The organism is Planococcus rifietoensis (assembly GCF_001465795.2).
Classification (GTDB): Bacteria; Bacillota; Bacilli; order Bacillales_A; family Planococcaceae; genus Planococcus; species Planococcus rifietoensis.
Map to the genome: position 1 here is coordinate 3,275,001 of NZ_CP013659.2, position 2,500 is coordinate 3,277,500.

The 2,500-nt window shown below is 52.0% G+C and carries 1 rRNA gene (running past one end of the window); it reads left to right on the forward strand.

Annotated elements, in window-relative coordinates:
• The first annotated feature begins 112 nt into the window (after positions 1–112).
• A 23S ribosomal RNA gene (locus AUC31_RS16200) occupies positions 113–2,500 on the forward strand; it runs 545 nt beyond the window's last position.

Consider the following 2,500-nt stretch of genomic DNA (forward strand, 5'->3'; position numbering starts at 1 on the left):
GATTGACTTTCAAACTTGTTCTTTGAAAACTGGATAGATCGACATTGATTAAGAAACAAGCATCAAGTAGCGTGATCGCTTTGCGATCAACTTATTTTTTTTGACCCTCAGTGGTTAAGTTAATAAGGGCGCACGGTGGATGCCTTGGCACTAGGAGCCGAAGAAGGACGGCACTAACACCGATATGCCTCGGGGAGCTGTAAGTGAGCTGTGATCCGGGGATTTCCGAATGGGGAAACCCACTGTTCGTAATGGAGCAGTATCCATGTGTGAATACATAGCACATGAGAAGGCAGACTCAGGGAACTGAAACATCTAAGTACCTGAAGGAAGAGAAAGCAAATGCGATTCCCCAAGTAGCGGCGAGCGAAACGGGATCAGCCCAAACCAGAAGGCTTGCCTTCTGGGGTTGTAGGACACTCTATACGGAGTTACAAAGGAACGGATTAAGCGAAGCGACCTGGAACGGTCCGCAAGATAGGGTAATAGCCCCGTAGCTGAAAGTTCGTTCCCTCCAGAGTGGATCCTGAGTACGGCGGAACACGAGAAATTCCGTCGGAATCCGGGAGGACCATCTCCCAAGGCTAAATACTTCCTAGTGACCGATAGTGAACCAGTACCGTGAGGGAAAGGTGAAAAGCACCCCGGAAGGGGAGTGAAATAGATCCTGAAACCGTGTGCCTACAAGTAGTTAGAGCCCGTTAATGGGTGATAGCGTGCCTTTTGTAGAATGAACCGGCGAGTTACGATTGCATGCAAGGTTAAGGTGAGAAGCCGGAGCCGCAGCGAAAGCGAGTCTGAATAGGGCGAGTGAGTATGCAGTTGTAGACCCGAAACCAGGTGATCTACCCATGTCCAGGGTGAAGGTAAGGTAACACTTACTGGAGGCCCGAACCCACGCACGTTGAAAAGTGCGGGGATGAGGTGTGGGTAGCGGAGAAATTCCAATCGAACCTGGAGATAGCTGGTTCTCTCCGAAATAGCTTTAGGGCTAGCCTCAAGATAAGAATCCTGGAGGTAGAGCACTGTTTGGACTAGGGGCCCATCCCGGGTTACCGAATTCAGACAAACTCCGAATGCCAGTGATTTATGCTTGGGAGTCAGACTGCGAGTGATAAGATCCGTAGTCAAGAGGGAAACAGCCCAGACCACCAGCTAAGGTCCCCAAATATCCGTTAAGTGGAAAAGGATGTGGCGTTGCTTAGACAACCAGGATGTTGGCTTAGAAGCAGCCATCATTTAAAGAGTGCGTAATAGCTCACTGGTCGAGTGACACTGCGCCGAAAATGTACCGGGGCTAAACGGATTACCGAAGCTGTGGATGGACATCGTAGATGTCCGTGGTAGGAGAGCGTTCTAAGGGCGTTGAAGTCAGACCGGAAGGACTGGTGGAGCGCTTAGAAGTGAGAATGCCGGTATGAGTAACGAAAGACGGGTGAGAATCCCGTCCACCGAATGCCTAAGGTTTCCTGAGGAAGGCTCGTCCGCTCAGGGTTAGTCGGGACCTAAGTCGAGGCCGATAGGCGTAGACGATGGACAACAGGTTGATATTCCTGTACCACCTCCCCGCCGTTTGAGCAATGGGGGGACGCAGAAGGATAGGGTGAGCGTGCCGTTGGTTGTGCACGTCCAAGTTGTGAGATGAGAAACGAGGCAAATCCCGTTTCTATATAACATCAAGCAGTGATGGCAAGAGGTTTACCTCAGAGTCCCTGATTTCACACTGCCAAGAAAAGCCTCTAGCGAGGCGGGAGGTGCCCGTACCGCAAACCGACACAGGTAGGCGAGAAGAGAATTCTAAGGTGAGCGAGTGAACTCTCGTTAAGGAACTCGGCAAAATGACCCCGTAACTTCGGGAGAAGGGGTGCTCTGGTAGGGTGTTACAGCCCGAGAGAGCCGCAGTGAATAGGCCCAGGCGACTGTTTAGCAAAAACACAGGTCTCTGCAAAACCGTAAGGTGACGTATAGGGGCTGACGCCTGCCCGGTGCTGGAAGGTTAAGGGGAGTGCTTAGCGCAAGCGAAGGTGCGAACCGAAGCCCCAGTAAACGGCGGCCGTAACTATAACGGTCCTAAGGTAGCGAAATTCCTTGTCGGGTAAGTTCCGACCCGCACGAAAGGCGTAACGATCTGGGCACTGTCTCAACGAGAGACTCGGTGAAATTATAGTACCTGTGAAGATGCAGGTTACCCGCGACAGGACGGAAAGACCCCGTGGAGCTTTACTGTAGCCTGATATTGAATTTTGGTGCAACTTGTACAGGATAGGTAGGAGCCAGAGAACCCGGAGCGCCAGCTTCGGGGGAGGCGTCGGTGGGATACTACCCTGGTTGTATTGAACTTCTAACCCACAAGCCTTAGCGGCTTGGGAGACAGTGTCAGGCGGGCAGTTTGACTGGGGCGGTCGCCTCCTAAAGAGTAACGGAGGCGCTCAAAGGTTCCCTCAGAATGGTTGGAAATCATTCGCAGAGTGTAAAGGCACAAGGGAGCTTGACTGCGAGA